Below are 22589 nucleotides of genomic sequence, written 5' to 3' on the forward strand. Positions count from 1 at the left end.
CAATTTTAATAGGGCGGTCGGCGTGGTTTAAGAAACAATTTAATAGTTTTTTTACTTAATTTGCGGTTTAATGAAAGTAGACTATTTTGAGGTGATTAAAATATGACAAACAGAAAAAAATGGCAAGTCCGCTTGTTTTTCATCGTGTGGCTGGTGTTTATCAAGCTTTTTATCAAGGACTCGCTCTTCGGGTTCTTACTATTAAACACGTTTTTAGGCTACATCCCAATTGAGCTGAGTTTCCACATCGGTAAGCCCAAGCAAAATGTGCTGATTTTCTGGTTTTTAACCATCGTCTGGATGCTTTTTTATCCAAATGCCCCCTACATCTTAACCGATTTATTGCACCTATCGTGGCTCCATCCGAACGACATTAACGGAATGCTGAAGTTAGATGGTCACATCTGGTTTCTGTATACCTGCCTCTTGATTAGCGCGTTAACCTGCGCCTTTTTGGGCTTTTGGAGTTTGATTCACGTGGCCAAGGCAATTACCGCCAAGCTGCACCTCCAGATGGCCTTTACTAACATGATGGTGACCTGTGTCCTAATTTTTCTGAGCTCGGTTGGCCTCTACATCGGCCGTTTTCTGCGGGTGCACACTGTTTACCTAATTACCAATCCAAAATTTTACATGCACATGTTTGCTAACATGTGGAACCGGGAGATGCTGATTTTTGTCATCTTGATGACCATCATTCAGCTAGTCATTTACTGGATTTATACAATCATTCAGGATAACAGTCCAGAAACATAAAAATCATTGAAAACCAAAAGACTCATTAGGTGTCGTTAGCAACCTAATGAGTCTTTTTTATGGTTCCACTCCGATAATCCGAACTTCGGTTTCTAAGTGAATCCCAGTTTGGGCAAAGACCGTCTCCTGGACGTGATGAATCACGTGCAGGTAGTCAGTAGCGGTGGCATGGTCCACGTTGACAATAAAGCCAGCGTGTTTTTTCGACACCTCGGCCCCGCCTGCCCGATAGCCTTGCAAGCCAGCTTCGTGAATCAGCTTGCCAGCGAAGTGTCCCTTCGGTCGCTTAAAGACGCTCCCGCAGGACGGATATTCAAGGGGTTGCTTGGACTTGCGCAAGTAATTTAAATGATTCATTTCGTGTTGAATCAAATCTTTGTGACCCAGACGGAGCTTGAAAGTGGCCCCCAGTACAATCGCGTGTTGATCCTGAATCGCACTGTGACGATAGCCAAAGTTCAACTGCTCGTGCGGCCAAACTTCAACGGCCAGTTCCTGCGTTAAAACAGTAGCTGATTCCAACACAAATTTGGTTTCACCACCATAAGCTCCGGCGTTCATAAAGACACCGCCACCAATACTACCAGGAATCCCGGCGGCAAATTCCAGACCAGTCAGACCAGCTTGTTGGGCAACCTTGGTAGTTTCTATGTAAGCAGCCCCGGCTTCTGCGATTACCCGCTCACCGTCGACGTGAATGTGATTCATCGCGGTCAGGATGATGGTCAGTCCCCGAATTCCACCATCCCGCACGATTAAATTACTAGCATTGCCCAGCACCGTGATTGGCATGTCGATTTGGTCGGCATATTGAACTAGCGCTTCCACCTGCTGGTCCGATTCCGGAAAGGCCAAAAAGTCCGCCGGTCCACCGGTTTTGGTCCAAGAATAATGAGCCAATGGTTCATCTTTTAAAATTTTAAAATCGTTAAATTTAGTAGTTAAATCAACTGTCATCGTTCTGTTTTCCTTTCGGTCATCTTCCTTCATTCTACCACGCTCATTCGGGGAACACTACTTGGAAAATGATATACTAAAGGCATTGATTCTACTGATTTCAACCCCAAGGAGGGATTTTTGTGAATTTTGTCGCCATTGATTTTGAAACCGCAACGCATCAGCGCGCTAGTGCGTGCTCCGTGGCCCTGACGGTCGTGCGTAACGACCAGGTGGTTGACGAATTTTATTCGTTAATCAACCCCGAAACGTCCTTTAACTGGCGCAACATCCAGGTCCATGGGATTCACCAACGCGACGTCCAAACGGCGCCAACGTTTCCAGCAATTTGGGAAATCATCAAACCATTTTTCAAACCCCACCGCTTGGTAATTGCCCACAACAACCGCTTCGATAACAGCGTCTTAAAAAAGAGTTTAGAACGCTACGAGCTCCCGGTCCCTCACTATCAAACCCTGGATACGGTTAAAACCGCGAAAAAGTTCTATCCGGAGTTTCCGAACCACAAGCTTAACACGGTCAGTGAGCGACTGGGAATTACGTTGGAACATCACCACAACGCCTTGGATGACAGTTTAGCGTGTGCCAACATTTTGCTCGCCCAACAGCAACAATTCGGTCCGGCAGCGCTGCGACCTTTTATTACCAACATTTAAATAAAATTGAAAACGACCAGTCGTCGTTCGGCTCCTTACTGGGAAGCTGATTCTGACTGGTCGTTTTTGTATGTCATGGTAAGAATGTCATGGTGCCGGGCGGTGAGCTGAAAGCCAGCGTGTTGGTATAACCGAAGCGCCCGTTGGTTCGACTCTTTAACCGTCAACAGCAACCGTTGTAATCGGCTAAGCTTCGTAAACCAATCTACGGCCAGGTCGAGGAGCGCGGAACCTAATCCCACCCCCTGGTAATCGTTGAGCACAGCAATTCCGAGTTCTCCCACCGCCGGAGTTTGCTCCATGATGGTCACGAGACCAACCAACGTTGTATCCAAGGATGCCACGGCCACTAGATTCGTCCCCAAAGTGTTTAAACGTTCGAGAATTGCCGCTTCCTTATCCAAAGTTAACCGGTCCAGCTGTTCATCAACCGTGATTAAATCCGTTTCCTGTTGGAGCCGTTTCACTAAGGTTAATAGCCCCGCTGCATCTGCTGGAACCGCGGCGCGGATTCGTACTTCCTCACTCATCGGAAAACCCCAACTGAGCTAACAAAGTTTCAAACCGATCTCCGTGAGCGCGCAGGGTTAACCGTCGTTGGTCAGCATCAACGTCATCCTGGCGTTCGATTGCAACCTGCAGATAATGCTCGGGTAGCTCGGTTTCCGCAAATTGCGACCATTCCACCACGCTCACCCCGTCGCCAGCAAAATATTCATCTAAGCCGAGGTCGGCGGCTCCCCCGGTTTCTAACCGATAAACGTCCATGTGGTAGAGTGGGAGCCGTCCTGATTGATACTCTCGGATAATCGGAAAACTGGGACTCTTCACGGTCTGCCGAATCCCCAAACCGCGAGCAATCCCCTTCGTAAAGGTGGTTTTGCCTGCACCCAGATCTCCATCTAACAGAATCACATCACCCGGTTGGAGTTGCTGCGCTAGTTGTTCTCCCAAGGCTTCTGTTTCCGCCGGCTTCGTGACCACTACCTGTTTTTCCATTGCTTTCAACTCGCTTATAAGGCCTGGGTGGCCGTAATGATAGCGACCTTGTAAACATCAGCCGCGTTGCAACCCCGAGATAAGTCCGAAACGGGTTTGTTTAGACCTTGTAAGATAGGTCCAATGGCTTCAAAGCCACCAAGTCGTTGGGCAATCTTGTAACCAATGTTTCCGGATTGCAAATCAGGGAAGACGAAGACGTTAGCTGAGCCCGCTACTTGTGAGTCCGGTGCTTTTGCCTTCGCAACTGCCGGAACCACGGCAGCATCAAATTGTAATTCACCGTCCAGAGCTAGGTCGGGAGCTTGTTCGTGCGCAATTTTCGTCGCTTTTTGGACTTTTTCCACTTCAGCACCCTTAGCGGAACCCTTGGTGGAGAAGCTCAACATGGCCACTTTGGGATCCACATCAAACAAGGCCGCCGTTTTAGCGGTTTCCGTCGCAATTTCAGCGAGTTGGTTTTCATCTGGGTTAATGTTAATCGCACAATCCGCAAAGATTAAGCGGGTTTCGTCACGTTGCATGATGAAGGCGCTACTGATGAGGTTCACGTCTGGTTTGGTTTTAATGATTTGTAAAGCAGGTCTGATGGTATCGCCCGTCGGATGACTAGCTCCAGAAACCATTCCATCGGCTTGACCCATGTAAACCATGGTCGTTCCAAAGTAGTTCGGATCCTTTAACCATTCTAAGGCTTCCATGGCAGACGTCTTGCCACCCCGCCGGTCCACGATGGCCTGCACCATGGCTTGCGTTTGTTCACTATCAACGTTTTGGTAGTCGATAATTTCAACGCCATCCAGGTCAACGTTCATTTTGGCCGCGGTGGCCGTAATGTCAGCTTCTTGTCCCAGTAAAATGGGGTGAATTAGTGCTTCTGCTTGTAAACCATGTGCGGCACTAATGATTCGTTCGTCATTTCCCTCGGGAAAAACGATGCGAATGGATTGACCTTTAATTTTGCTTTTCAAACTTTCAAATAAATCCATGGTAACCTCCTAATTTGTCATCGTAACGTGTTCTGGCAATTGCCAGTCAATCGGAGTTTCTCCCATTGCGGTTAGGGCCGCGTTGGTTTTTGAAAACGGTCGTGACCCGAAGAAACCTCGATTAGCAGACAGCGGACTGGGATGGGCAGATTGAATCACAACGTTGGTTTCCTGGTCAATGAGCTTAAGCTTGTTACGCGCTGACCGACCCCAGAGAATGAAAACAACGGGCTCCGGCCGTTCCGACAACTTGGCAATCGCATAGTCCGTTAGTTGTTCCCAACCATGACCCTGGTGCGAATACGCCTGGCCATCACGAACGGTCAAAACGGAGTTCAAGAGTAGTACACCTTGGTCCGCCCAGTGCTTTAAATAACCGTGGTGCACGGGCTTAATCCCCAAATCGTTGTCCAACTCCTTGTAGATGTTGCGCAACGACGGAGGCAACGTAACGTTGGGCTCCACCGCAAAGCTTAACCCAATTGCCTGGTGCGGACCATGGTACGGATCCTGCCCTAAGATGACCACTTTGGTGTCTGAAAACGGTGTCCATTCAAAGGCTTGAAAGATCCGCTGCATGGCCGGATAAATGGTCTGATTCCGGTATTCATTGACCAAAAACTGCCGTAACTTTTGGTAGTAAGGCTTTTGAAACTCCGGCTCTAAAATGGGCCACCAGTCATTATCAATAAATCGTTTCATTGTGATGCTCCCTTCCAATCCTGCACTCTAATTATAACAAAAAAGGACGGTTACCCGTCCCTTAATAATGTTTCATAACCCGATCAATTTGGCGTTGTTGATCGCGCCGTTTGATGGTTTCACGCTTATCGTAACTGTGTTTCCCTTTGGAAATGCCAATTAAAACCTTCGCAAAATTGTGTTTTAGGTACATCTTGAGGGGAACAACTGTAACTCCCTTGGTCTGCACCGCTTCTTGTAAATGCTTGATTTCTTTTTTGTGTAACAACAGTTTCCGGTTGCGCAACGGATCATGATTAAATTGATTTCCCTCAGTATATTCATTAATGTGCACGTTCATCAGGTAGGCTTCCCCGTTGCGGATTGAAACAAAACCATCTTTGAGGTTCACCCGGCGTTCCCGGACCGATTTGATTTCCGTTCCAGTTAACACCAGCCCTGCTTCATACGTTTGCTCAATGAAATAATCGTGGCGAGCCTTGCGGTTGGTCGCCACCACGTTATCCGTTTGGGGCTTCCGTTTCGTATGCGCCATGTAAATCAGTCCTTATTTTCGTTTCTGAATCGTAAATTGATGTTTGTGATCGGTAGCGGGTTGCCCGGCTGGTTTGTTCCCACCGTTCTGTTTTTGATAATTACGCTGTTGGTTGTGATTCCGGTTTTGGTTGGAACCGTTATGGCTCCCCGGGCGCCGACTATTGTTGTTATACCGCCGCTTAGCGTTATTGTGCTGAGCTCGCTTGGGCAATAATTCACTAGTAGGTGTTTCTTCGGGGTTCACAATTTCAAAGTCCACCGCACTTTGGTCAACATCCACGCCCACACACTTCACGCGGACGTCTTGCCCAATCTTAAAGGTCCGCTTCGTGTTCCGACCGACTAACGCCATGTATTTTTCCACGTATTCGTAGTAATCATCCGTCATCCGGCTAATGTGCACGAGACCTTCAACCGTGTTGGGGAGTTCAATAAAGGCTCCAAACTTCAGTACAGAACTAACCACCCCATCAAACTCTTCGCCAATCTTGTTGCTCATGTATTCGGCCTTCATCATGGCGTCCACGTCCCGTTCCGTATCTACGGCACGGCGTTCGGTTTCAGAAGCGTGCACCGCCACGTCGCTCACGACGTCAGCATAGGTCTTCTTCGTGGTATCGTTGATTCCTTGGTCTTCGTAGTAATGAATGAGCCGGTGGATAAACATGTCAGGATACCGCCGGATGGGGGAAGTAAAGTGCGTGTAGTACTTGGCTCCCAGTCCAAAGTGACCGACACATTTTTCGTTATACTTGGCTTGCTGCATGCTCCGTAACAACATTACTGAGACTACCGCTTCTTCAGGTTTACCTTCGACCTTTGTCAAAATGTTTTGCAAGGTCTTTGGTTGCAAGTGATCGGGATCAGCCTTGACGTTAATTCCAAAGGCAGTCAGGAATTCAAAGAAGTCCTTCACTTTGGTGGGATCTGGATTTTCGTGAATCCGGTAAATAAACGGAACCTTCGCCTTGTGATAAGTTTCCGCAACCGTTTCGTTGGCGGCCAACATGAACGATTCAATCAATCGTTCGGCCGTTCCCCGGGTCCGCACCTGAATGTCAATCGGGTGCCCGGCTTCGTCCACGATAATTTTAGCTTCGTCATCGGCAAAGTCAATGGCTCCCCGTCGGCGCCGCGCCTTGTATAGAATCTGGTGCAGTTCGTTCATGGTTTCAAACATCGGAACCAGTCCAGCGTAGTGCGCCCGGGTTTCCGGATCATGATTTTCAATGATTTCGTTAACAGCATTATACGTCATCCGGGCCGTCGACTTCATCACACTCGGATGAATCCGGGATTTCACGACGCGTCCCTGCGGATTAATTTCCATCTCACAACTCATGCAGAGCCGGAGTTCTCCTTCGTTCAACGAACAGATTCCGTTTGATAACCGCCGCGGTAACATTGGGATTACCCGGTCGGTCAGATAAACAGACGTACCCCGGGTGTAAGCCTCTTCGTCTAAACGGCTACCGGGTTTCACGTAGTGACTAACGTCCGCGATGTGAACCCCCAAATGGTAGTTTCCGTTCGGTAACTTCCAGGCGGTCACGGCATCATCCAAGTCCTTGGATTCTTCCGCATCAATCGTCACCAGGTCTTGATCAGTGATGTCCTCACGTCCCTTAGTTTCTTCGGGAAGAACGTGGTCTGGAATCTCATCCGCGGCCTCTAAGACGTCCGTCGGAAATTCAGAGGGAACGTCGTTGGCGTACACGATTTGGAGGATATCAATCCCCGGATCATCAACGCTTCCGATGACCTGCTTTGCCACCCCGACCATGTAGTCTGGATGCTTAGCATTCGGGTATTCGGTAATATCAGCCGTCACGACTTCCCCGGGCGTCGGGTGAATCCCAGCGTCAGCAACGTAGAACTTCATTCCGGTCAACTTTTTATCGCGTAACTTCACCTGCCCCAGGTATCCCAGGTCATTGTTGGTCTTCACGAATTCCCCCACCACGTGGTCATAATGGTGTTCCATGATTTCCATAACTTTTCCTTGAGGACCTCGGTCAGAATTCTTCTGAGCGGCCTTGGTAATCTGCATCTGCACCTTATCCAGGTTCATGGCTTTCATGGTGTCATCGGGTGCAATGAAGGCATCGGGAAGTTGTTCATCATAGGCAACGAACCCAAAGCCTTTCGGATTGGAGTGAAAGACCCCTTCGTGGGACAGTTCACTCGGGTTAATCTTAAAGTTACCGTCGTTAGTAACCACGATTACTCGGTCCCGTTCCAACTCAGCTAATTCTTGCACAATTAGTTTAAAGGCGGCCGAGCCATGGTAGCGGAGGGCATCCGCAATTTTTTCCACGTCGAACTGTTCGTTCGCATGCGAACTTAAAAGATCGGCAATTTCTTGTTTTAGTTTGTTATCTTGCACGTTAAATTCCTCTTTTTTCTACTTCTTCAGTTGCTAGTCTGTCGAACAATCATATAAAAAAAGCTCCTGTCGGCAACAGGAGTTTTTTCATTAATGTTGAGCGATCCACATTAAAACTAGGGCAATCGCAAAAAACAAAATCCCTAATACCACAGTTACTTTTTGAATAAATGATTCAAAGCCTCGGGATTTGGATTCTGAGAACAAATCGCTCGCTCCTCCGGTAAACGAAGCCATGGCATCATTATTCTTGGAAGGTTGCATTAACACTGCCGCGATAATGAGCACGCTCACAATCCACAGGATAATCATCAAAAAATTAGTCACAGAAATTTCCTCCTCGACAGCTAGTCACGGTCTAATAATTCATATTTTTTATTATAACACAACTACGCTCATGATTATAACCCAGGGGAGGCTTTCTCCCAAAGAAAAAAGTCGTTAGCAAGCGCTAACGACTTTTGATAGTAATTAATTATAAATCAAATTCATATTTAAATTCTTCACTTGTTAATCCATCAATCTTTTTTACAATAACATTTTCCAATGATTCCATACTTTCAATTTTATTCATCCATCCTGTTTTAATTGATTCAGTATTGGCTAAATCAGCTATTTCTTCATGTATTTTATTTATGCTTGGGAATTCATCATTATAAACAATTACATATCTAACTTTATTAAATATTTGACATATAGTTAACTCAAATATATTAGAAAGAATAATCATGCTATCATAAATTTTCATTCTTAAATCTTTGTTTTTAACATGCTTATACTGACCATTTTTAAATTCTACAAAAATAATATCATCAAAATTAGAGTCTAACCAAAACATAGTATCAGCTGATTTAAAATATTTAAATTTTTTATTTTCAAAATTTTCTTTAATTTTATCAAAATTCAAAACTTTCACATCGCTAATAACTAATGATTGACACTGACTATCATCAAAAGAGGCATCAGTTATGCGATCAATAAATTGATCCATATTTTTTTCTTTAATCAAATTACTATCCAAATGTACATTTGCCACTATTAAATCCTCTACTAATAATTTTCTTCGTTTTTTTGATCAATATCATTTTGTATTTTATTAAGCACATCAAATGGTTTTGCCATTAACTTGTATATTTCATCAATAGACTCTGTAACATCATTAATAAAAGTTTTCTCATCTTCTATACTAGAAAGATAATACCTTGTTTTTTTGTCAATATCATAATACTCAGAATAAACCTGCAATGCCTGAAGAAAATATGGACTATGAGTAGTACATATTACATGCATTTTAAATTCTTTTTGAATTAATACAATTATTTCGGCAAATATAATCTGCCATTTTGGATGTAGATTTATTTCTGGTTCATCTAAAATCAATAATCCATTTTTTTTATAAAACCTTTCAATATTAGTTCCTTAATATAAATAAATGATTTAAGCCCAGACGAAACGTTATTTATATTTATCCTTTTGTTATTTTCTATATAAAAATATCCGTCAGATTCATCTTGAATCATTTCCCCAGGAACAACTCTTTTAATATTTCCAATTAACTTATTTAGTTTTTTATTGTTTAATACCCAATCGATCTCATCCACATTATATTTTTTATTATTAAGCATTTTATTAAAATCTATATTATGATTATTATGGTTAATACCTAATAACAAGCTTTCAGATTCATCTTCAAATCGACTCTGACCATCTATATATATAGGAAAAACTTCTAGGTCAATTGGTTCATTGATTTCAGATATACTATTATCATAAAATTCGAATGATGTTTTTGTTTTAGAAATCTCTAATTGTATAAGTGATTTTTTATTTGATTCATATAAATTTGAAATTTGACCATTAAATTCAGCTTCAAAATTTCCAGAAGATAAATTTTTAAAAATATCATAATCTGAAACATTTAATATTTCTTCAATTATTTCAACGATTTGTTTTTTTTCAATTTCCAAATTATCACTATTAAAAAATTCAAAAATTTCATCTACTAATTTATTAGAATCTTGAACTTCATCACTCATGAAATTTTCTAAGAGTGAATTAATATTATTTCTAAAAGTTAGAAAAGATCTCATAGAATAATTAGATCTAATAGATTCTCTTCGCAATGATCCCCTGCGTAATGATCTTCGTACAATTCCCAATATAGATTTTTTTAGTTTATTTAATCTATTATAATATATTTTTTCTTTATAATTATTCAGAGATTTAAATGCAGCATAAAGAGCTTTATTTACAGTACTTTTACCAGTATTATTATCTCCTGCAATAATTGTTAATCCATTAATTTCTATCTGTGAATCATTTAATTTACCAATGTTTTTTAAACTTAACTTCATTATTTCACCTTGTTAATTATAGTAATATACAAAACTTATAAAAAAGTCGTTAGCAAGCGCTAACGACTTCTGATGGTAATTAATTATTTGTTGATGATATTTTCGCGAGCAGTGTAGTCCAAGTTGTAGAAGGAGTGAATTCCCTTGTATTGAGCAACTGAACCTAATTGGTCTTCGATTCTCATCAATTGGTTGTACTTGGCAATCCGTTCGCCCCGGCTCATGGAACCAGTCTTGATTTGACCAGCGTTTAAAGCAACCACTAAGTCAGAGATCGTCGTGTCTTCCGTTTCACCAGAACGGTGAGAAATAATAGCCGTGTAACTAGCTTCCTTAGCCATGTTAACTGCGTTGACAGTTTCAGTTAAGGTCCCAATTTGGTTCAACTTAATTAAGATTGAGTTAGCCACGTGCATCTTAATTCCCTTAGATAGGTATTCAGTGTTAGTTACGAAGAGGTCGTCACCAACGATTTGTACTTTCTTACCTAATTCAGCAGTAGCAACCTTCCAGTCTTCCCATTCGTTTTCGTCCAATGGGTCTTCGATAGAGATGATTGGGTACTTTTCAATCAGGGAGTCCAGTAATGCCACGAATTCTGAAGCAGTGTAAGACTTACCATCACCGACTAAGTCGTACTTCTTCGTGTCCGTGTTGTAGAATTCAGAAGCAGCACAGTCAAAGGCAATGCAGATGTCCTTACCTGGTTTGTAGCCAGCCCGTTCGATGGCTTCCACCAAGATTTCAAATGGTTCTTCGTTGTTCTTCAAGTCAGGAGCGAATCCGCCTTCGTCACCAACGGCCGTGGAGTAACCACGTTCGTTTAAAATGGCCTTTAAGTTGTGGAACGTTTCTGAACCCATCCGAACGGCTTCCCGGAACGTTGGAGCACCAACTGGCATAATCATGAATTCTTGAAAGTCCACCTTGTTGTTAGCGTGCTTACCACCATTGATAACGTTCATCATTGGAGTTGGTAAAACGTGGGCATCGAAGCCACCTAAGTAGTTGTATAAAGGAGTGCCTAATTCGTCAGCAGCAGCGCGAGCTACGGCGATGGAAACGGCTAAAATGGCGTTGGCACCAAGCTTAGCTTTGTTAGGCGTTCCGTCTAACTTAATCATGGCTTGATCAATACCTAATTGATCAGTAACATCGTAACCGATGATTTCCTTTGCAATCTTGTCGTTTACGTTCGCAACGGCTTTCGTAACCCCTTTGCCCATGTAGCGACTCTTGTCACCATCACGTAATTCAACGGCTTCGTGTTCACCAGTTGAGGCACCGGAAGGAACAATTCCCCGGCCCATTGCACCGTCTTCGGTGTAAACTTCTGCTTCAACAGTTGGATTACCACGAGAGTCAAGGACTTCGCGTGCGTATACATCAGAAATAATTGACATAATAAATCTCCTTAGTAGTTTAATAAACTAATTCTATCCATCTAAATTTTACAGTTTTAAAAATCACTTTGCAAATAAATTCACCAACTATTTTGGTTGGTGAAAGTTAGCTAATTCCACAAACTCCTGCGTGGTAAGACTGGCTTTTCCAGCCAACACCCCGTCAATATCTGGTTGCTTCATTAGTTCACGGATGTTTTCATGGGTGACGCTCCCCCCGTACAAAATCCGGACTTGGTTCGCAATCTGATCGGAATAAATATCCGCAATCGTTTGCCGAATCAAATAACAACCTTCCTCTGCAGCATCTGCTGGAGCAGTATGCCCAGTTCCGATGGCCCAGCTGGGTTCGTAGGCCACGACCGCTTTTTTCACGTCATCGGCATCCAACCCCCGAATGGCGGCTGTCACCTGATTGACCATCCAGGAAATGTGGTCGCCGGTTTCATACCGACCCATCGTTTCATCACAGCAAATGATGGGCAGCATGTGGCTCCGGAACACCGCGTGGACCTTTTTGTTCACAATTTCATCAGTTTCATGAAAGTACTTCCGGCGCTCTGAGTGACCGACAATCACGTACTTAATTCCCATCTGACTCAATGCCTTGGGGCTTACCTCACCGGTATAGGCCCCCTCGTCTTCGTAAAAACAGTTTTCGGCAGCAACTAACAGGGGGCTGTTATTATGCTCCTGCATTGTGTGCAGAAACAATGGCGAAGCCGCCAACACCGTTTCCACCTCGTCACTGGGTGGAAGCTGGGTCTGAATCTCATCAATAAATTGAGCGGCTTCGGTCAACGATAAATTCATTTTCCAATTGCCACCAATAAAGGGAGTTCTCATCTTTTCTTTCTCCTCTCGTCTCGTTAGTTTAATTTTAGCGGAAATCTCCCCAAATAACTAGCAATCACTCTAAATAAAAAAGACCAGCGCTCAGCAAGCACTAGTCTTTTTAAATTAATCTTTGTTAGAAACACAAGCAATTCCCGGTAAGGTCTTTCCTTCCAGGTATTCCAAAGAAGCTCCCCCACCAGTTGAGATGTGAGTTAACTTATCAGCCACACCGAGTTCTTTTACGGCAGCCGTTGAGTCTCCTCCACCCACGATTGTGGTAGCGTCCTTCAAAGTCCCAAGGTAACGACCGATTGCTAAGGTACCCTCAGCAAATTTAGGCATTTCAAAGACACCCATTGGTCCGTTCCAAACCACCGTCTTCGCGTCCTTTAAGACGTCTTCAAACAGTTGAATTGATTTAGGACCAATGTCTAAGGCCATCATGCCGTCTGGAATGGAACCGTCAACCACTTGGGTCTTAGCATCATTCGAGAACTGGTCGGCACAAACAGAGTCAACAGGCAGCACAATCTTGTCGCCACCCTTTTTCAGGATTTCCTTAGCAACGTCAATCTTGTCCTTTTCAACTAAGGAGTTTCCAATCCCAATGCCCTTAGCAGCATAGAAAGTGTAAGTCATTCCTCCACCGATGATGATCTTGTCGGCTTTGTCCAACAGATGATCAATCACACCAATTTTGTCGGAAACCTTTGCTCCCCCTAAAATGGCTACGAATGGATGCTTAGGATTGTCTACAGCGTTTCCTAAGAATTGGATTTCTTTTTCCAATAGGAATCCAGCAGCCACTGGCTTGCCTTCTTTTTCCATGGCCGTTGCAATTCCCACGTTCGAAGCGTGGCTCCGGTGAGCCGTTCCAAAGGCGTCGTTCACAAAGACGTCACCCAGAGAGGCCCAGTATTCACCTAACTTAGGATCGTTACCGGATTCACGTTTAACTTGTTCGCCGTTAATGACGTCTTGGTAACGAGTGTTTTCAGCTAGTAACACTTGACCATCTTGCATGTTATCAATGGCTTCTTCCAGTTGTGGCCCTTCGTTAACGGGAACAAACGTCACTGGTTTGCCCAATAACTTCGAGAGCTTTTCGGCCACCGGGCGTAATGACAAACCAGGTTTGTCATCTTCGGACTTAATCCGGCCCAAGTGTGAGAACAAGATGGCTTTGCCACCGTGATCAATCACGTATTCGATGGAAGGTAAAGCGGCCACAATCCGGTTATCGTCACCGACCACCCCATCTTTAATGGGAACATTGAAATCAACCCGCATTAAGACTTTTTTATCCTTGAGATCTAAATCATCAATGATTAATTTACTCATGCTGTGTTTCCTCCTGAGATTCTTTAATTTAGAAAAAAGGCGGGGGAGGTTATCCCTCCTCCGCCTTTTCAATCACATTCAGTTCATAGAACTAGTGGTTAAATTACATCGTAGCAAATTTAAGCAAAGTCCGAACCATGTTGCAAGTGAAGCCCCATTCGTTGTCGTACCAAGCAACCGTCTTAACTAATTGTAAACCGTCGTTTTCAACGATTTCAGTTTGGTTAGGATCGAAAATGGAACCGTGGTCATCGTCAACGATATCTGAAGAAACGATGAAGTCGTCGTTGTAACCAAAGGCTTCGTTTTCGTGGCTCTTCATGGCGTCGTTAACTTGGTCAACCGTAACGTTCTTGTCCAAGACGGTAACTAATTCAGTTAAAGAACCGTCAATGGTAGCAACCCGTTGTGCGTGACCCTTTAATGCACCGTCAAGTTCTGGGATAACCAAACCAATGGCCTTAGCAGCACCAGAACTGTGAGGAATCGTGTTAACAGCAGCGGCACGGTTGTTAGCAAACTTAGCGCTCCGTGGACCATCTTGCAATGCTTGAGTAGCAGTGTAAGCGTGGACAGTAGTCATGGTACCAACTTTAACACCGAAGTCTTTGTTCAACCAGTAAGCCATTGGTGCTAAACAACTAGTAGTACATGAACCAGCAGAAACGATCTTGTCGTCTTGGCTCAAGACATCCAAGTTAACACCAGGAACAACAGTAGTAATGTCACCAGCAGGAGCTGAAATCAATACCCGTTTTGCACCGGCATCCAAGTGAGCTTGTGATTTTTCTTTGGAAGTGTAGAAACCAGTACATTCAAGTACGAAGTCAACACCATCGTTCTTAACCCAAGGAATGTTCTTAGCATCACGTTCTGCGTAAACAGGAATGCGCTTACCATCAACGATGATTGCGTCTTCAGTGGATTCCACTTTGCCAGGGAAACGACCGTGAACAGAATCATACTTCAATAAGTAAGCTAACATTGAAGGGGTAGTTAAGTCGTTAATTGCAGCAACTTCGATCCCTTCAGCGCCTAGTTCGTGAATCCGACGGAATGCAAGACGACCAATTCGTCCGAAACCATTAATACCAATCTTTGTAGTCATAATCGGCTTCCTCCTTCAGGAATATCTAATATTTAATACGTAACTATCTTACCACCTTTGTCAGGAAATGTCAGTGATTTCCCCTCAAGCTTAAAGCGGTTCCATAATCACGTGCATTGATAGCCAGTCACTAGCTAACTACGGTTTTTAGTATAGCAAACCACCATTTGAATTCAAACCAAACGATTTTAAAGTTAGGGGTTGATTATTAGCGTTGAATCATTTAATATAATAAGAGTGTTCTGACGCGCCACTAGTGTAATGGATAGCACGTAAGATTCCGGTTCTTGAGATGGGGGTTCGATTCCCTCGTGGCGCACTAAGATAAAGCAGATGAGAAATCTCATCTGCTTTTTAATTTAGAAAAAATTAAGCATATCATTAAAGCTTACCAGTTTTAATATCATTAACCATTCCCTGATATGGCGCTTGCGCTATTACATTCTCATTATTGACTCCTCGATGTTGTTGAAATGTAATCGTTGAAAATTCAGAAACAACAGTTTTTGGATAAGTGGGATATTGATTCCGTGCTTCATGCATCTTATCAATAAAATCATTTTGATAACAAACTGTGAGTTTTGGATGTTCATCGACCCACTTCGGAAAGAAAATTTCTCCGTGCGTTTTATTTTTATTAGGCATAAAATCCAATGACACATCCGTACCCGTGGGTTCCGTCCAAGCAACTTTGAAAATCCCTGGGGTTAATTCCACAAGATTAACCTTCTGATTTCTTACCCAGCGACCACCGACGATCCCACTATGGATTCTGTAATCAATCGTATCCTCATTTTTAATATAAATTTCATATTCCCACCCATTGTCATAGGTATAAATTAGTTGCATTCCCAAAAAATCTTGCAAGTCTAAAATTTCGTTTTTCATTTTGATCCTCCTTTTAAATTTATTTTTATACGGTAAATAATACACTAACGAGTAATGCATTTTACTAATAAGATATAAATTTATTAGTAAAATGATGATACAATTTAATCCAGTCTCGTTTAATGCAAAGTCACTTTCATAAGCTCTTTGTTTGACCTTGACTGACCATCATTGTAAGATAAACTCACGAATTAAAAAATTCCAATTAAATTTAAAGAAGAAAGAGAGGATTCAACTATGCCATTAGTTCCAACAGTCGTTGAAAACTCACCTCAAGGTGAACGCGCATATGACATCTACTCACGATTACTAAAAGATCGCATTATCATGCTTTCCGGAGAAATTGAAGACAACATGGCCAACGCCGTGATTGCCCAACTGCTATTCTTGGACGCCCAAGATTCTGACAAGGACATCTACTTATACATCAACTCCCCAGGTGGAGTCATTACTTCCGGAATGGCCATTTACGATACCATGAACTTCATCAAAGCCGACGTGCAAACGATCGTCATGGGAATGGCCGCTTCGATGGCCAGCGTTTTGGCTACGGCCGGAACCAAAGGTAAACGGTTTGCTTTGCCACATGCCCAAATCATGATTCACCAACCATCTGGTGGTGCGCAAGGTCAACAAACTGAAATTGAGATTGCTGCCAAAGAAATTCTGCGAGCTCGCAAGATGATTAACGAACTCTTAGCAGATCACTCCGGTCAGCCGCTCTCTAAGATTGATCGTGATACCGAACGGGATAACTACCTCACTGCTCCCGAAGCAGTTGATTATGGCTTGATTGACGGTATTATGAAGAACAGTTCCGATCGAAAATAAGCAATAACTAAAAAGTGTCGAGAATTAATTTTCTCGGCACTTTTTTTATTTGGCAGTGACATTACGGCTCGGCCCGTAACTTCTCTGCGTAGTCGTTAATCTTATGTAACCGGTGATTAATCCCCGACTTGGAAATCGGTCCGTTCGCAACCAACTCGCCGAGTTCTTTCAAACTAACTTCCTGATTTTTCAAGCGCGTTTCGGCAACGTCGCGCAGTTTCGGTGGCAAGGACTCAAGTCCCACCCGTTCTTCAATCAGTTGGATGTTTTCAATCTGACGGGTCGACGCGTTCGCCACCTTATTCATGTTGGCATTTTCGCAATTAACCAACCGGTTGACTGAGTTACGCATGTCGCGGACAATCCGGATGTCTTCAAACTTCAGCATCGCATTGGTGGCCCCAATCAGCTGTAAGAAATCCGCAATCTTTTCGGCTTCTTTCAAGTACACAATGTAACCACTGCGCCGCTTGGTTTGCTTGGCACCTAAGTGATACTGATTCATCATCTCGGTCAGCATCTCACTGTGATCTTCGTACAAAGAATAAATTTCTAGGTGATACCGCGAGGTTTGGGGATTATTGACCGATCCCCCGGCCAAAAAGGCTCCGCGTAAATAGGAACGGACTTGTAAATCATCTTGTAACAACTCCACCGGGACCCGTTCTAAAATCTGATAATGATCTAAAATTCCCAAGTCATCCAAAATAGCTTCCACCCGTTGCTGCAGGCGCACCACGTACAAATTATTCTTCTTCAGCTTCATCTTTTTCCGAACTACGACACTAGCCTTAACTTGATAAAACTGTAACAGCAACCGATAAATTCGTTGGGTAATCGCAGAATTTTCAGATTGGACTTCTAACGAGAAGTGTTGATTTGACAGTGTTAAGGTCCCATTCATCCGAATCAGCGCCATTAATTCCGCCTTGGCATTGGTACGATGGACCTCTAAGCGGGTGAGCTCCTTTTTCACATCACTAGCATATGACATCTTGGTGACCTCCTAATGATTGAATTTTGGTTGACCGAGCAAGCGAATCAGTTCGTTGGAAACAAGCTGACCATTATGAAAGGCACCGTGGTCTTTCAATTCTAAAAAGTCTGAGGAAATCACCCGACAACCTAGTTCCTTGAGACCTTGGTAGTCATGCCCGACGGGTTGTGATTCATCCCCCCAACGTTGATGATCAATGTAGCTCGCCGGGACCGGACGGTTATTAACTAGGACGGTGTTAATGAAGTTCTGCCCTAATTGCCGGTCTAAAACCCGCACGTGGTCGGCATCCGTAAAGTGATCCGTTTCACCTTTTTGAGTCATAATGTTACAAATATAGACCACCTCAGCACTCGTAGCTTTGACCGCTTCACCCACGTTGCTTACCATTAAGTTCGGCAGAATACTGGTATATAAGCTTCCGGGACCCAGCACGATTTGATCGGCGTTCATAATGGCCTCAATCACGTCGGGGACGGCCTCCGGTTGGTGATCATTAGTCGGAGATTCCACCCAGACCCGCTTCACCAGCTTATCAGCCGCCGTAATCTCTGCTTCTCCGGCTAATTGACTGCCGTCACTAAACTCGGCATGCAGCACCAGTTCTTCATCACAAACCGGGTAAACGTGCCCGTCGACTTTCATCATCCGGGTTAATTCCTGCACTGCGTCAAAGAAGCCGCCTTCCATTTCGGAAAGTGCCGTAATAATTAAATTACCAATCGCATGCCCGGACAAAAATTTATCCGAAGACTTAAACCGGTACTGAAAAATATCTAGGTATAGCTCTGGCAATGTGGATAAGGCCACCAGGACGTTGCGGATATCTCCCGGGGGTAACACGTTAATGTAGTTCCGCAAAATTCCGGACGAACCGCCATCGTCAGCCACCGTCACGACGGCCGTGATATCCACGTCGCGTTTCTTTAAGTTTCTTAGAATCACGGGCAACCCGGTTCCTCCGCCAATCACCACCATCCGGGGACGATCAATTCGTTTCGCAACTTTATCTACCATTGGGTTTCTCTGCTCCTTTGTGTCGTTGAATGTCGCGGTGGGTAATATTTACCACGTAGCCCAGTTCACGCAAATGATGCGCCAACCGTTCGGTCATCGCCACGGAGCGGTGCTGCCCACCCGTACAACCAATCGCAATTGTCTCGCTGGATTTCGAACTTTGTCTAATGCGGGGCAATTCAAATTCGAGGAGATTGAGGGTTTTGTTAAAAAAGGTCTCCGCGCTATCCTGTTCCATGACGTAGTCATAAACTGGTTGATCCTGACCAGTTTGATCCCGGAGTTCGGGGATGTAATATGGATTAGAAATGAAACGCACGTCAAACACCATGTCAGCATCCAAGGGCAGTCCGTGCTTAAAACCAAAAGACATTAGCTCCACATGAAATTGCGGTAGCTCGTGCTGTTCAAATCGTTTCACAATTTTTGCTTGTAAGTCTTGTGGCTTAAGATCCGTGGTATCAATTACCCAACTAGCATTGTCCCGCACTTCAGCCAGGAGCTTCCGTTCCTTTTCAATACCGTCAACCACCCGTCCGTTCCGAGCTAACGGGTGATCCCGCCGACTTTCTTCGTAGCGGGAGACCAGCTTTTCGGTGTTCGCATCCAGGAAAATGACTGCTTCCCGGTCATTGTGTCGTTTGGCAATCTTAAGCAACAATTCCACTACGGCTTGACTTGATTCAGCGGAACGTAAGTCTAAGACTACGGCCACCTGATTAATTTCACTGGAAGTGCGCAATAATTCGGTAAATTTACCCATCAACGCCGTTGGCAGGTTATCAACACAAAAGTACCCCAAGTCTTCAAAGGTTTGGAGCGCCTTGGTTTTGCCTGCTCCACTCATTCCGGTTATAACTACCAATTGATCATCTTTTCGCATTGCCCTCTCCTCCAAACTTTGTCTAAGTATAGCATACCGGGTGTTTCATCCCCAGCAAAAAAGAACCGTCAGTGACGATTCTTTTTAGTCTAATGCAGCTTTCGTACGTTCTGTGTCCTGCGCTAAAATTGGTTTTAAATATTGACCCGTGTAACTCTCAGAAACGGTCGTAATTTCTTCCGGCGTTCCGGTGGCCACGACGGTTCCACCGGCATCTCCACCTTCCGGACCGAGATCAATCACATGGTCGGCTTGCTTAATCACGTCCATGTTGTGTTCGATGATCAAAACAGTATTGCCTTCATCCACGAGGGCCTGCAAAACTTGCAACAAACGTTTCACATCGTCCGTATGTAATCCCGTCGTTGGTTCATCGAGAATGTAAAAGTTCTTGCCGGAGGAACGTTTATGCAGTTCTGATGCCAATTTCATCCGCTGGGCTTCCCCACCGGAGAGGGTTGTCGCCGGTTGTCCGAGTTTTACGTAACCGAGTCCGACGTCGGCAATCGTTTGCAATTTCCGGGTAATCTTGGGAATTGCCGAGAAAAAGTCAAGGGCTTCGCGTACCGTCAGGTCTAAAACTTCGGCAATGTTCTTGCCCTTGTATTCCACCTGCAGAGTTTCGGCATTGTACCGTTTGCCGTGACAAACTTCACACGGAACGTACACGTCTGGTAAGAAATCCATCCCAATCTTCAGGATTCCATCACCATGACAGGTTTCACACCGTCCCCCCTTGATGTTAAAGCTAAAGCGGCCCTTATGGTAACCGCGCAATTGCGCTTCATTCGTTTTGGCAAATAAATCGCGAATATCATCAAAAACACCCGTGTAGGTGGCTGGATTACTTCGTGGTGTCCGGCCAATCGGACTCTGATCGATGTTAACCAGTTTTTCAATCTGCTGGTAACCGGTAATTGATTTATACTTCCCGGGCTTGGCAGAATTATGGTTTAACTTCTGGGCCAGTGCCCGCTTTAAAATGTCATTTACAAGGGTCGATTTCCCAGAGCCAGAGACCCCGGTAACCACGTTCAGTTCCCCTAACGGAAACTTCACCGTGATGTTTTTTAGGTTATTGGCTTGGGCGCCCTTCACCGTCACAAACTTCCCGTTTCCGGTCCGTCGTTGCAGTGGGACTGGAATAAACTTTTTGCCTGATAAATATTGTCCCGTCAACGAGTTCGGGTTCTGTTCCACTTCGGCGGGAGTTCCGGTTGCCATAATCCGACCACCGTTCGCACCGGCTCCCGGACCGACGTCCACGAGGTAGTCAGCCGCGAGCATCGTTTCCTGATCGTGTTCTACCACGACCAAGGTGTTACCGAGGTCGCGCATCTGCTTCAGTGACTTAATCAAGCGGGCGTTATCCCGTTGGTGCAGTCCAATCGAGGGTTCATCTAACACGTAGAGAATCCCCGAGAGGTTAGAACCAATTTGGGTAGCCAGACGAATTCGTTGGGCTTCCCCTCCAGAGAGGGTGCGCGCTGCTCGTGACAGGGTTAGGTAGCTTAGTCCCACGTTGAGCAGAAAGTCCAACCGATCACTAATTTCCTTGATTACTGGTTGCGCAATCGTGGTATCCTGCTCGCCGAGATCAACGTTTTGAAAGAAGTTAAATTCCTCCGTGATGTTTTGTTCACAGACTTCGGCAATGCTTAACCCGTTAATCTTAACGGCCAGCGCTTTTTGGTTTAATCGCAATCCATGACAAGCCTGACAGGTTAATTCCCGCATGTACTTGCGCATCTGGTCGCGGGTGAAGTCACTGTTAGTGTCCCGATAGCGACGGGCAATGTTCGTCATGACCCCTTCAAACGGCACATCGGCATCGCGAACGCCCCCAAAGTCACTTTCATAGTGGAAATGAAATTCTTTCCCCTTGGATCCGTACAAAATCAATTCCCGTTGGTCCTTCGGTAATTTTTCAAACGGGACATCCATATCAATGTCAAAGGCCGTGGCCGCTTGTTCCAATAATGTCGGGTAGTACTTGGAGCTAATCGGATTCCATGGCTCAATCACCCCATCGCGTAGCGTTTTACTGGAATCTGGAATCACCAATTCTTCATCCACCTCTAGCTTAGCACCCAGTCCGTCACATTCTGGACAAGCCCCTAATGGTGAGTTAAACGAAAAGAGCCGGGGTTCTAATTGCCCCACGGTAAAGCCACACACAGGACAGGAATAATGTTCCGAAAAGAGCATCGGTTTCCGTTGACCGAGAAAGTCAAGGGTGGCATACCCCTCACTCAAACGTAACGCCGTCTCTAGGGAATCAGACAACCGGGCGTTAATCCCTGGTTTCACCACAATCCGGTCAATCACAATGCTAATGTCGTGCCGTTGGTTCTGATTCAACTCTAGGTCATCGTTAACATCATGTTGTTCCCCGTCCACGATAATCCGGACGAAGCCTTCCTTTTTAATTCGTTGCAGCACCTTTTTGTGCTGGCCCCGTTTGGCACGCACAATTGGCGACAAAATTTGCATTTTCGTCCGCTCTGGCAGTTCCATGATGCGGTCAATCATTTGGTCCACCGATTGGCTCCGAATTACCGTGCCGTCGTTCGGACAGACCGGAGTCCCTACCCGAGCCCACAACAAGCGCAGGTAATCATTAATTTCCGTAACTGTTCCCACGGTGGAACGGGGGTTTTTTGACGTCGTTTTCTGGTCAATCGAAATCGCCGGACTCAATCCGGTGATTGAATCAACGTCTGGCTTATTCATCTGACCCAGAAACTGGCGGGCGTATGACGACAGACTTTCCACGTACCGGCGTTGACCTTCCGCATATAAAGTATCAAATGCCAGCGAACTCTTTCCTGATCCAGAGAGACCCGTCATTACTACGAGCTGGTTTTTCGGAATGTCCACATTCACGTCCTTTAAGTTGTGTTCCCGGGCGCCGCGAATTTTAATGGCATCATTGGCCATGGTCTCCA

23 protein-coding genes and 1 tRNA gene are annotated in these 22589 nt (G+C 44.7%); 4 read left to right on the forward strand and 20 right to left on the reverse strand.

Annotated elements, in window-relative coordinates; translation table 11 throughout:
- Window positions 1-102 precede the first annotated feature (102 nt).
- Window positions 103-756, forward strand: a complete 654-nt coding sequence (locus M3M38_RS02395) for a DUF1361 domain-containing protein (RefSeq protein ID WP_252766179.1) — start codon at window positions 103-105, stop codon at window positions 754-756.
- A 57-nt stretch (window positions 757-813) separates the two neighbouring features.
- Here the strand turns inward: M3M38_RS02395 and murB are convergent, their stop codons facing one another.
- Window positions 814-1713 (reverse strand): UDP-N-acetylmuramate dehydrogenase, encoded by a 900-nt coding sequence (gene murB / locus M3M38_RS02400; RefSeq protein ID WP_252814657.1) that lies wholly within the window; start codon window positions 1711-1713, stop codon window positions 814-816.
- Between the two features lie 122 nt (window positions 1714-1835).
- Here murB and M3M38_RS02405 point away from each other — a divergent pair, with 122 nt between their 5' ends.
- Window positions 1836-2369, forward strand: coding sequence for a 3'-5' exonuclease (locus M3M38_RS02405; protein ID WP_252814658.1), 534 nt, complete (start codon window positions 1836-1838; stop codon window positions 2367-2369).
- Window positions 2370-2404: 35 nt separating this feature from the next.
- Here the strand turns inward: M3M38_RS02405 and M3M38_RS02410 are convergent, their stop codons facing one another.
- From M3M38_RS02410 to gap, 14 genes are all read right to left on the reverse strand, one after another.
- Window positions 2405-2899, reverse strand: a complete 495-nt coding sequence (locus M3M38_RS02410; protein WP_252814659.1) for a GNAT family N-acetyltransferase — start codon at window positions 2897-2899, stop codon at window positions 2405-2407.
- A complete protein-coding gene (gene tsaE, locus M3M38_RS02415) occupies window positions 2892-3368 on the reverse strand; it encodes a tRNA (adenosine(37)-N6)-threonylcarbamoyltransferase complex ATPase subunit type 1 TsaE (RefSeq protein WP_252814660.1) in 477 nt (158 codons plus the stop codon). Before tsaE ends, M3M38_RS02410 begins: the two co-directional genes overlap by 8 nt.
- Before the next feature lie 14 nt (window positions 3369-3382).
- Window positions 3383-4357 (reverse strand): phosphate acetyltransferase, encoded by a 975-nt coding sequence (gene pta, locus M3M38_RS02420; protein ID WP_252814661.1) that lies wholly within the window; start codon window positions 4355-4357, stop codon window positions 3383-3385.
- Window positions 4358-4366: 9 nt separating this feature from the next.
- Window positions 4367-5059, reverse strand: a complete 693-nt coding sequence (locus M3M38_RS02425) for a uracil-DNA glycosylase (protein ID WP_252766185.1) — start codon at window positions 5057-5059, stop codon at window positions 4367-4369.
- 61 nt (window positions 5060-5120) lie between these two features.
- A complete protein-coding gene (gene smpB / locus M3M38_RS02430; protein ID WP_252814662.1) occupies window positions 5121-5594 on the reverse strand; it encodes an SsrA-binding protein SmpB in 474 nt (157 codons plus the stop codon).
- 12 nt (window positions 5595-5606) lie between these two features.
- Window positions 5607-7982 carry a ribonuclease R gene (gene rnr, locus M3M38_RS02435; RefSeq protein WP_252814663.1) on the reverse strand — a complete coding sequence of 792 codons (2376 nt, stop codon included), beginning with the start codon at window positions 7980-7982 and terminating at the stop codon, window positions 5607-5609.
- Window positions 7983-8072: 90 nt separating this feature from the next.
- A complete protein-coding gene (secG, locus tag M3M38_RS02440; protein WP_252766188.1) occupies window positions 8073-8309 on the reverse strand; it encodes a preprotein translocase subunit SecG in 237 nt (78 codons plus the stop codon).
- A gap of 148 nt (window positions 8310-8457) precedes the next feature.
- Complete coding sequence (locus M3M38_RS02445) at window positions 8458-9018, reverse strand: hypothetical protein (RefSeq protein ID WP_252814664.1); 561 nt, start codon at window positions 9016-9018, stop codon at window positions 8458-8460.
- Window positions 9019-9032: 14 nt separating this feature from the next.
- Window positions 9033-9362: an AAA family ATPase gene (locus M3M38_RS02450; protein ID WP_252814665.1), complete on the reverse strand. Its 330-nt coding sequence runs from the start codon at window positions 9360-9362 to the stop codon at window positions 9033-9035.
- Window positions 9359-10336, reverse strand: coding sequence for an AAA family ATPase (locus M3M38_RS02455; protein ID WP_252814666.1), 978 nt, complete (start codon window positions 10334-10336; stop codon window positions 9359-9361). Before M3M38_RS02455 ends, M3M38_RS02450 begins: the two co-directional genes overlap by 4 nt.
- An 83-nt stretch (window positions 10337-10419) precedes the next feature.
- On the reverse strand, window positions 10420-11739 hold the full coding sequence (eno, locus tag M3M38_RS02460) for a phosphopyruvate hydratase (RefSeq protein WP_252766189.1): 1320 nt from the start codon (window positions 11737-11739) through the stop codon (window positions 10420-10422).
- Window positions 11740-11826: 87 nt separating this feature from the next.
- Window positions 11827-12585 carry a triose-phosphate isomerase gene (gene tpiA / locus M3M38_RS02465; protein ID WP_252814667.1) on the reverse strand — a complete coding sequence of 253 codons (759 nt, stop codon included), beginning with the start codon at window positions 12583-12585 and terminating at the stop codon, window positions 11827-11829.
- A gap of 114 nt (window positions 12586-12699) precedes the next feature.
- Entirely contained in the window at window positions 12700-13917 is a 1218-nt protein-coding gene (locus M3M38_RS02470; protein WP_252766191.1) for a phosphoglycerate kinase, read from the reverse strand.
- Between the two features lie 103 nt (window positions 13918-14020).
- Entirely contained in the window at window positions 14021-15025 is a 1005-nt protein-coding gene (gene gap / locus M3M38_RS02475) for a type I glyceraldehyde-3-phosphate dehydrogenase (protein ID WP_252766192.1), read from the reverse strand.
- Window positions 15026-15272: 247 nt separating this feature from the next.
- Here gap and M3M38_RS02480 point away from each other — a divergent pair.
- Window positions 15273-15344: transfer RNA gene (locus M3M38_RS02480), tRNA-Arg, on the forward strand.
- 62 nt (window positions 15345-15406) lie between these two features.
- Here the strand turns inward: M3M38_RS02480 and M3M38_RS02485 are convergent.
- Complete coding sequence (locus M3M38_RS02485; RefSeq protein ID WP_274705794.1) at window positions 15407-15913, reverse strand: phenolic acid decarboxylase; 507 nt, start codon at window positions 15911-15913, stop codon at window positions 15407-15409.
- 204 nt (window positions 15914-16117) lie between these two features.
- On the opposite strand from M3M38_RS02485, the gene clpP reads away from it, so the two are divergent.
- Window positions 16118-16744, forward strand: a complete 627-nt coding sequence (gene clpP, locus M3M38_RS02490; protein ID WP_274705803.1) for an ATP-dependent Clp endopeptidase proteolytic subunit ClpP — start codon at window positions 16118-16120, stop codon at window positions 16742-16744.
- A gap of 61 nt (window positions 16745-16805) precedes the next feature.
- On the opposite strand, the gene whiA is transcribed toward clpP, so the two are convergent.
- The 4 genes from whiA to uvrA all read right to left on the reverse strand — a co-directional run bounded on the left by whiA (window position 16806) and on the right by uvrA (window position 22581).
- A complete protein-coding gene (gene whiA, locus M3M38_RS02495; RefSeq protein ID WP_252766194.1) occupies window positions 16806-17738 on the reverse strand; it encodes a DNA-binding protein WhiA in 933 nt (310 codons plus the stop codon).
- Between the two features lie 12 nt (window positions 17739-17750).
- On the reverse strand, window positions 17751-18758 hold the full coding sequence (locus M3M38_RS02500; RefSeq protein WP_252766195.1) for a gluconeogenesis factor YvcK family protein: 1008 nt from the start codon (window positions 18756-18758) through the stop codon (window positions 17751-17753).
- On the reverse strand, window positions 18748-19641 hold the full coding sequence (rapZ, locus tag M3M38_RS02505) for an RNase adapter RapZ (protein WP_252814668.1): 894 nt from the start codon (window positions 19639-19641) through the stop codon (window positions 18748-18750). Before rapZ ends, M3M38_RS02500 begins: the two co-directional genes overlap by 11 nt.
- 84 nt (window positions 19642-19725) lie before the next feature.
- Window positions 19726-22581 carry an excinuclease ABC subunit UvrA gene (gene uvrA, locus M3M38_RS02510; RefSeq protein WP_252814669.1) on the reverse strand — a complete coding sequence of 952 codons (2856 nt, stop codon included), beginning with the start codon at window positions 22579-22581 and terminating at the stop codon, window positions 19726-19728.
- Between the last annotated feature and the right edge of the window lie 8 nt (window positions 22582-22589).

The organism is Fructilactobacillus cliffordii, from assembly GCF_024029355.1.
Taxonomy (GTDB): Bacteria; Bacillota; Bacilli; order Lactobacillales; family Lactobacillaceae; genus Fructilactobacillus; species Fructilactobacillus cliffordii.

What these genes read in the sequence shown, in the direction of transcription:
- gap (WP_252766192.1), bottom strand. Translation starts at nt 15,025, where the DNA reads ATGACTACAAAGATTGGTATTAATGGTTTCGGACGAATTGGTCGTCTT.
- smpB (WP_252814662.1), bottom strand. Translation starts at nt 5,594, where the DNA reads ATGGCGCATACGAAACGGAAGCCCCAAACGGATAACGTGGTGGCGACC.
- eno (WP_252766189.1), bottom strand. Translation starts at nt 11,739, where the DNA reads ATGTCAATTATTTCTGATGTATACGCACGCGAAGTCCTTGACTCTCGT.
- rapZ (WP_252814668.1), bottom strand. Translation starts at nt 19,641, where the DNA reads ATGCGAAAAGATGATCAATTGGTAGTTATAACCGGAATGAGTGGAGCA.
- whiA (WP_252766194.1), bottom strand. Translation starts at nt 17,738, where the DNA reads ATGTCATATGCTAGTGATGTGAAAAAGGAGCTCACCCGCTTAGAGGTC.
- M3M38_RS02500 (WP_252766195.1), bottom strand. Translation starts at nt 18,758, where the DNA reads ATGGTAGATAAAGTTGCGAAACGAATTGATCGTCCCCGGATGGTGGTG.
- murB (WP_252814657.1), bottom strand. Translation starts at nt 1,713, where the DNA reads ATGACAGTTGATTTAACTACTAAATTTAACGATTTTAAAATTTTAAAA.
- tsaE (WP_252814660.1), bottom strand. Translation starts at nt 3,368, where the DNA reads ATGGAAAAACAGGTAGTGGTCACGAAGCCGGCGGAAACAGAAGCCTTG.
- M3M38_RS02485 (WP_274705794.1), bottom strand. Translation starts at nt 15,913, where the DNA reads ATGAAAAACGAAATTTTAGACTTGCAAGATTTTTTGGGAATGCAACTA.
- M3M38_RS02395 (WP_252766179.1), top strand. Translation starts at nt 103, where the DNA reads ATGACAAACAGAAAAAAATGGCAAGTCCGCTTGTTTTTCATCGTGTGG.
- M3M38_RS02410 (WP_252814659.1), bottom strand. Translation starts at nt 2,899, where the DNA reads ATGAGTGAGGAAGTACGAATCCGCGCCGCGGTTCCAGCAGATGCAGCG.
- M3M38_RS02455 (WP_252814666.1), bottom strand. Translation starts at nt 10,336, where the DNA reads ATGAAGTTAAGTTTAAAAAACATTGGTAAATTAAATGATTCACAGATA.
- uvrA (WP_252814669.1), bottom strand. Translation starts at nt 22,581, where the DNA reads ATGGCCAATGATGCCATTAAAATTCGCGGCGCCCGGGAACACAACTTA.
- pta (WP_252814661.1), bottom strand. Translation starts at nt 4,357, where the DNA reads ATGGATTTATTTGAAAGTTTGAAAAGCAAAATTAAAGGTCAATCCATT.
- M3M38_RS02470 (WP_252766191.1), bottom strand. Translation starts at nt 13,917, where the DNA reads ATGAGTAAATTAATCATTGATGATTTAGATCTCAAGGATAAAAAAGTC.
- tpiA (WP_252814667.1), bottom strand. Translation starts at nt 12,585, where the DNA reads ATGAGAACTCCCTTTATTGGTGGCAATTGGAAAATGAATTTATCGTTG.
- M3M38_RS02425 (WP_252766185.1), bottom strand. Translation starts at nt 5,059, where the DNA reads ATGAAACGATTTATTGATAATGACTGGTGGCCCATTTTAGAGCCGGAG.